Consider the following 6,930-nt stretch of genomic DNA (forward strand, 5'->3'; position numbering starts at 1 on the left):
GCGGCGCCCGGCGCGGAAAGGTGGACGCGGCGCACCGGGTGTGGCGGATCGTGTCACGGCCCTGTGCGGAGCGTCGCCCCACTACTGACGGGTCCGCCGGGGCAAGGCACACTGTCAGCGGCGATAGCAGCGGTACGGGCAGGGGGAGCTATGGGCCGTGACGGCGGGCCGCGGGTGCCGGCGCAGCGTGCTGCGGGAGCGGCACGGGCACGGGACGGTCAGGCGCCGGACGGCCGCGCGGCGCACGGAACCGGCCACCCCGACCGCGCGGAGGGCGGGGCGCTCCCGGACGCGGTGCACCCGGAGCCCTCCCCGCACGGGGCCCACGCGGAGCCCGCACAGCACGCGCCCCCTCCGGGGCAGGCGCCGCCGCCGGCCTCCGTTCGGCAGGGGGGCGCCACCGGGCACGGGAGCCCCGCACCGCCGGCCCGGCAGCTCGGTGACCGCGCCCCCGGCCCGGAGCCCGCGGACACCCCACCAGGCGCCGGACCCGACGACCTGCGGTTCGCGGTGCTCGGGCCGGTCCGGGCCTGGCGGGGCGGTGAGCCGCTGCCGTCCGGCTCGCCGCAGCAGCGGGCGCTGCTCGCCGCACTGCTGCTGCGCGACGGGCGGACCGCCACCGCCGCCGAACTGATCGACGCGCTGTGGGGCACGGAGCCCCCCTCGCAGGCCCTCGCCGCAGTGCGGACGTACGCATCCCGGCTGCGGAAGGTGCTCCCCGCGGGGGTGCTGGTCAGCGAGTCCGGCGGGTACGCCCTGCGCGGCCGCGCGGACGCGCTGGACCTGAACGTGGCGCAGGAGCTGGCCGCCGGGGCGGAGAAGGCGCGGGCGGCCGGGGACCGCGCGCAGGCGCGGGCGCTGGTCACCAAGGCGCTGGGCCTGTGGGACGGCGAGCCGCTGGCGTCCGTGCCGGGGCCGTACGCGCAGACGCAGCGGGCCCGGCTGGAGGAGTGGCGGCTCCAGCTGACCGAGACCCGGCTCGACCTGGCGCTGGAGTGCGGGCAGCACGCGGAGGCGGTGTCGGAGCTGACCGCGCTGACCGCGGCGCACCCGCTGCGGGAGCGGCTGCGGGAACTGCTGATGGTGGCCCTGTACCGCAGCGGGCGGCAGGCGGAGGCGCTCGCGGTGTACGCGGACACGCGGCGGCTGCTGGCGGACGAGCTGGGCGTGGACCCCTGCCCCGAGCTGTCGCGGCTCCAGGAGCGGATCCTGCGGGCCGACGACGAGCTGGCGCAGCCCGTGGCGGAGCCGTCGCCGGTGGCGCCCGTGGCACGCCCCGCCCAACTGCCGGCGACCGTGCCGGACTTCACGGGCCGCGCCGCCTTCGTGCGGGAGCTGGGTGAGCTGCTCGCCACCGCCGAGGGGTCGGTGATGGCGGTGTCCGCGCTGGCCGGCATCGGCGGCGTCGGCAAGACGACGCTCGCGGTGCACGTGGCGCACCGGGCGCGGCCGCGGTTCCCCGACGGACAGCTGTACGCCGACCTGATGGGTGCGGGGCAGCGGGCGGCGGAGCCGGAGACGGTGCTGGGATCGTTCCTGCGGGCCCTCGGCACGCCGGACGAGCGCATCCCGGAGACCCTGGAGGAGCGGGCCGCGCTGTACCGGTCGACGCTCGCCGGACGGCGGGTCCTGGTGCTGCTGGACAACGCGCGGGACGCGGCGCAGGTGCGGCCGCTGCTGCCCGGCACGGAGGGCTGCGCGGCGCTCGTGACCAGCCGGATCCGGATGGTGGACCTGGCCGGGGCCCACCTCGTCGACCTGGACGTGATGTCGCCGGAGGAGGCGCTGCAGCTGTTCACCCGGATCGTGGGTGAGGAGCGGGTGCGGGCGGAGCGGGAGGCGGCGCTCGACGTGGTGGGCGCCTGCGGGTTCCTGCCGTTGGCGATCCGCATCGCGGCGTCCCGGCTGGCGGCGCGGCGCACATGGACGGTGTCGGTGCTGGCGGCGAAGCTGGCCGACGAACGGCGCAGGCTGGACGAGCTGCAGGCCGGTGACCTGGCGGTGAAGGCCACGTTCGAGCTGGGCTACGGCCAGCTGGAGCCGGCGCAGGCGCGGGCGTTCCGGCTGCTGGGGCTGGCCGACGGGCCGGACGTGTCGCTGGCCGCCGCGGCGGCGGCCCTGGACCTACCGGAGCATGAGGCGGAGGACCTGCTGGAGGCGCTGGTCGACACGTCGCTGCTGGAGTCGGCCGCGCCGGGACGCTACCGCTTCCACGACCTCGTGCGGCTCTACGCGCGTGCGTGCGCCGAGCGGGACGAGCACCCCCCGGCGGAGCGGGAGGCGGCGATGTCCCGGCTGCTGGACTTCTACCTGGCCACCGCGGCCCGTGTCTACGCCGTGGAACGGCCCGGGGACCGCCTGGTGGACCACCTGGAGCCGACGCGGCCCGGGGCGGGGCTGGTCTTCGAGGACCGCAACGCCGCCCAGGACTGGCTGTACGCGGAGGCGCACTGCCTGCTGGCCTGCGTGCGGCAGGCGCCGCCCGGCCCTCAGCTCCGGCGCGCCGTGGACCTGCTGTGGGCGGCGCAGGACCTGGCCGAGTCGGGGGCGAACTCGAAGGCGTACGAGTCGGTCGCGAGGGGGTCCCTCGACGCCGCGCTGCGGTCGGGCGACACCCGCACGGAGGGCCGCGCCCGCACCGTGCTCACCAACGTGCACCTGGTGGCGGGCCGTTACGAGGCGGCCGACGAGGAGGCCGCGGTCGCGGCGCGGCTCGCGCAGGCGGCGGGCGATGCCGCTCCGGTCTACTGGTCGCACAACGACCGCGGCATCATCGCCGCCGTGCAGGGCCGGTACGAGGCCGCCGAGGAGCTGCTGGGCCGGGCCAAGGAGGGTGCCCGCGCCGACGGCAACGCGCCCGTCGAGGCGAGCGCCCTGTGCAACCTGTCCCGCACCCGCGTGGCGCTCGGGCGGACCGCGCAGGGTATCGCCCTGGCGGAGGAGGGCATCGCGATCTACGAACGCGTGGGGCACACCCTGCGTCTCGCGAACGCCCGCTACGCGCTGGGGGTGGTGCTGACGCAGGCGGGCCGACTGCCGGAGGCGATGGAGCAGCTCGGGAAGGCCCTGGAGCAGTTCGAGAGGAACCGTCAGCGCCTGTGGGAGGGGACGGCGCACTTCCGCATCGCGCAGGCCCACCTCGCCGCGCACCGCCCCGCGCGCGCCGCCCAGCACGCCGAGCAGGCCCTGTCGATCGGCTGCATCGGCGGCGACCGTACCCGCGGCAACGTGCTGATCACCCTGGGCAGGAGCCTCGACCGGCTCGGCCAGCGGGACCGCGCACGGGCCTGCTGGTACGAGGCGCTGCTGCTGCTGGAGCAGTGCGGCGCGGGTGAAGCGGCGGAGGTCCGCGGCTTGCTGACACCGCTGAGCGGCGCCGCCTGAGCCGGGCCGCGGAGGCGACACCTGCACGTTCATCGAATGTTTATGCTCGTCCGACATGCTTGAGGGCAGACGGTCCGCCGCCTCGGGGGGCCGGCGGGCCGGACCGGGCCTTCGATCCGGCAGTCCTCGGGGGAGTTGCCGGCCCGAAGGCCCGCCCCGGTCATCACCCGCACGTCAGAAGGGCACCATGAGCAGCAGCGAGCAGCAGCCACAGATAGTCACGATGGGTGACCATCACATGCCCGCCCCGCCCAAGGACGGCGTCGCGAGTTCCGGGGCTGGTGCGGAGATCGAGGTCACGGAGGACCGTGACGCTCTCCTCCGGCCCGTCGCCGGCGGGCCCGTCACCGACGCCGAGGCCGTCGTCGAGGGCGACATCAAGGTGATGGGCGACCATCACATGCCTGCTCCGCCCCGCGACTGACGTCCAGTCATCACGCCTACGGGGGGACGGCCGCGGCGGCACGGAGGGGGAGCCGCCGCGGCCGGAACGCCGAAGGACCCGCACCACCCGGTCTCGGGCGGTGCGGGTCCTTCGGTGTGTGGCGCGCCCCCCGGCCGGGAGGCGCACGGCCCCGGTCCGGCCGGCGGGCGGCGGGGTCCGGAGCCCGTCCGGGTCTCCTCCCCTGCTGCTCCCGGCGCGACCGGCCCCGCGTGCGGGCCCGCGCGGCGGCCCGCCCGGCTCACCGCAGGCACGACTGCGGGCCGGGGCCCCCGGCAGGGATCAGGCCAGGGTGCGGGACGCCTTCGTGACGACGCAGCGGGTGTACTCGGAGCCGTCGCCCCCGCCGGTGTACGGGGCGGACGCCTCGGCGGTGCCCTTGGCGCCGGCCGCGACTTCCAGGTCGTCCACCCGGGCGGTCGCCGGGAGGGCCGTGCCGCCCGCGTCGCCCTTGAACTGGACCGTGAAGTCGTACGCGTAGTCCAGCGCCCCGTTGTTCGTCACGGTGACCCGGGCGACCAGCTTCTTCGTGTCCGCGTCCATCTCGCACCCGTCGATGCGGACGTCCCGCATGGCACTGCTGCCGCTGCCGCCTCCGGAGCCGGAGCCCCCGGAGGAGCCGGAACCGGAACCGGAACCGGCGGTCGAGGCGTCCGTGCCGGTGTCGGTGTCGCTCTTGCCCACGCCGTCGTCGGAGCCGTGGTCGCCGCTCGACCCGCTGCCGGAACTGCTGGAGCTGCCGGAGCTCGAACCGCTGCAGCTTCCGCCGTGCGACCCGCGGGCACCGGTCAGGGCTACCAGTGCGATACCGAAGACGGCCAGCGCGCGAACATGACGCGATTTCATGTTTCAACCCCCGTTGAAAGTGGAAAAATAGCCCGCTCGTTTGGCGAGTGCACGTCACCCTAGCAGCGGACCCACCCGTCGCGGACCGCCTCGCCCGGCCGGCCCCGGCCCGGCCCGGCCCGGCCCCGGAGGTTGCCCGGCGCCCGCCCGGGTACTCGCGGGAGCGCCCTACACTCCCCACGCATCCGGAGGCGCGGGATGATCCGCAACGTCATCGGGGCCGTCCTCGCAGTGGTCGGAGCGGCGGCGGCCGTCTGGAGCCCCTTCCGTGTCTGGTACGACGGGCGGCAGGGGCGGTACTACGAGATCGACGACCTGTTCACCGGCGTCACGTCCGTGCGCGCGGACCTGTGGTGGTCGCTGTTCCTGCCCTTCGTCTTCGGCGCGGTGCTGACCCTGGTCGGCCTGCTGCTGTGGTCCCGGCTGGTGGTCGCCGCCGCGGGCGTGGTCGTCCTGGGCTTCACCGTCCTGTGGATGGTGCGCCAGGGGCAGGCCGCGGGCAGCCTGTCGGCGGGCTCCGACGACGGTCTGGGCTGGGGCGTCGCCCTGTCCGTGGGCGGCGGTGTGCTGCTGCTGCTGGCCGCCGCCGTCATGGTGGGCCGACCGAGGCGGCGCCGTGTCGCGCCCGTGGGGACGACCGACGGGTACGACCACGGCGAGCCCCGCCACGGGGAGGACCCGGGCTACGGCCGGCCGTACGACCCCGGCCACGGGCCCCGGCACGCGCGGCCACGCGGCACCCGGCACGACGCCATCCCCGGCCCCGACCGCCCGGAGTACCCGGGCTACCCCGAGTCGCCCGGACCGTCCGCACCGCCGGACTCCCCGGACCGTGACCGGCCGCCCGGCTACTGACTCACGGAGCGGGACCCCGCCGCGCACGGGCCGACCGCCACGGGACCGGCTCCTGCCGCGGCCGGCAGCCGGAGACACGACCGCATCACGGCGCCTTCGGCCGGTCACCCCCAGCCACCCGGGTACTCGGGCACCTGGCACTCCGGCACCCGGCACCGAAGGCGCCAACCCCCGGCGCTCCCGCCCGACCGCCACCGCCGCCGCACGGGCCCGGCGAGCGATCCGGCCGGTCGGCCGACCGCCCGCCGGGCCCGTGCGGAGCCGTGGGGTTGCGGTTACGGCTGCCGGGCGGCCGCGCCGCGGCCCGTCGCCGTGCCCTTGACCGCGTCCAGCGCGTACACGCACCGGTCCTTGCTGCACGCGTACACCACACCGGCGCGGACCACCGGCGAGCCGGTGATCTCCCCGCCCGTGGTGAGCTTCCAGCGGAGCTGGCCGCCCGCCGCGTCCAGCGTGTACAGCACGTGGTCCGCGGAGCCGAAGTGCAGTCGGCCGTCGGCGGCCACCGGGGCGCCGACGATCTCGCCGCCCGCCGCGAACCGCCACTTCGGGGTGCCCGTCACCGCGTCCAGCGTGTACAGCGCGCTGCCGCTGGCCACGTGGATGTTGCCGTCCGCGACCAGCACCGGCTGGGTGGACTGGCGGGCCTCGGTGGCGATCCGCCACCGGTCCTTGCCCGTCGTCGCGTCCAGGGCGTACACCGTGCCGAGGTAGTCCGCCAGGTACACGCCGCCGCCCGTCACCGCCGGGCCCGGCACGAAGGCGGGCGGGGAGAGGAAGACGGCGGGCGCCTCGAAGTGCCAGCGGACGTGGCCGGACAGGACGTCGACGGACAGCACGCGCGTCCCGGCGACCACGTACACGTAGCCGTCCTCCGCGGGGGAGACCCGTACCGGCACGCCGCCGCAGGACGCGGCGTCGCCGACCGGGTACGACCAGCGCTCGGTGCCCGTACGGGCGTCCAGGGCCCTCAGCCGGGCGTCCTGCCACACGTACACGGTGTCACCGTGCACGGACGGCCCCGCCTCGGCCGTCTCGAAGTCGGTCTGGGCGCCGGCCAGCTCCCACAGCTTGGCGCCGTTGGACGCCTCCCACGCCTGGACACCGCCGCCCCGGGTGCCCGTGACCACGGTGCCCCGGTCGACGTCCAGCGAGAACGTCCAGGCGTCCGTCTGGACCCGCCACAGCTCGCCCGAGTCCTGCGCGTCCAGCGCGTACAGCGTGGGGCCGTCGGTGGCGTGGATACGGCCCGACGCCACCGTCATGGACCAGGCCACGTCCCGGGTCTTGAACTGTCGGCGGCCCGTTCCCACGTCCAGGGCGTGCACCTCGAACGACGTCACGTACAGCAGGTCGCCGTCCACGGCCGGGGTGCCCCACACGTCGTTCGACATGCGGAAACG

At 76.2% G+C, this 6,930-nt stretch carries 5 protein-coding genes; 3 read left to right on the forward strand and 2 right to left on the reverse strand.

Annotated features, from left to right (window positions below; genetic code table 11):
* The first annotated feature begins 150 nt into the window (after positions 1-150).
* Both BJP40_RS26275 and BJP40_RS26280 read left to right on the forward strand, forming a co-directional pair.
* Positions 151-3,384, forward strand: coding sequence for a BTAD domain-containing putative transcriptional regulator (locus BJP40_RS26275; RefSeq protein WP_256220825.1), 3,234 nt, complete (start codon positions 151-153; stop codon positions 3,382-3,384).
* 187 nt (positions 3,385-3,571) lie between these two features.
* Positions 3,572-3,808 carry a hypothetical protein gene (locus BJP40_RS26280; protein WP_071282924.1) on the forward strand — a complete coding sequence of 79 codons (237 nt, stop codon included), beginning with the start codon at positions 3,572-3,574 and terminating at the stop codon, positions 3,806-3,808.
* A 300-nt stretch (positions 3,809-4,108) separates the two neighbouring features.
* Here the strand turns inward: BJP40_RS26280 and BJP40_RS26285 are convergent, their stop codons facing one another.
* Positions 4,109-4,672, reverse strand: coding sequence for a hypothetical protein (locus tag BJP40_RS26285; protein WP_071282926.1), 564 nt, complete (start codon positions 4,670-4,672; stop codon positions 4,109-4,111).
* A 198-nt stretch (positions 4,673-4,870) separates the two neighbouring features.
* On the opposite strand from BJP40_RS26285, the gene BJP40_RS34665 reads away from it, so the two are divergent.
* Positions 4,871-5,527, forward strand: coding sequence for a hypothetical protein (locus BJP40_RS34665; protein WP_079171484.1), 657 nt, complete (start codon positions 4,871-4,873; stop codon positions 5,525-5,527).
* A gap of 275 nt (positions 5,528-5,802) precedes the next feature.
* Here BJP40_RS34665 and BJP40_RS26295 read toward each other — a convergent pair.
* Positions 5,803-6,930, reverse strand: a 1,128-nt coding sequence (locus tag BJP40_RS26295; RefSeq protein ID WP_256220826.1) for a PQQ-binding-like beta-propeller repeat protein, incomplete at its 5' end; no start/stop codon positions are given.

Origin of the sequence: Streptomyces sp. CC53 (assembly GCF_001865245.1) — a bacterium.
Classification (GTDB): Bacteria; Actinomycetota; Actinomycetes; order Streptomycetales; family Streptomycetaceae; genus Streptomyces.

Excerpts from the sequence above, each read along its gene's own strand:
- BJP40_RS26275 (WP_256220825.1), top strand. The coding sequence starts at position 151 with ATGGGCCGTGACGGCGGGCCGCGGGTGCCGGCGCAGCGTGCTGCGGGA.
- BJP40_RS26280 (WP_071282924.1), top strand. The coding sequence starts at position 3,572 with ATGAGCAGCAGCGAGCAGCAGCCACAGATAGTCACGATGGGTGACCAT.
- BJP40_RS26285 (WP_071282926.1), bottom strand. The coding sequence starts at position 4,672 with ATGAAATCGCGTCATGTTCGCGCGCTGGCCGTCTTCGGTATCGCACTG.
- BJP40_RS34665 (WP_079171484.1), top strand. The coding sequence starts at position 4,871 with ATGATCCGCAACGTCATCGGGGCCGTCCTCGCAGTGGTCGGAGCGGCG.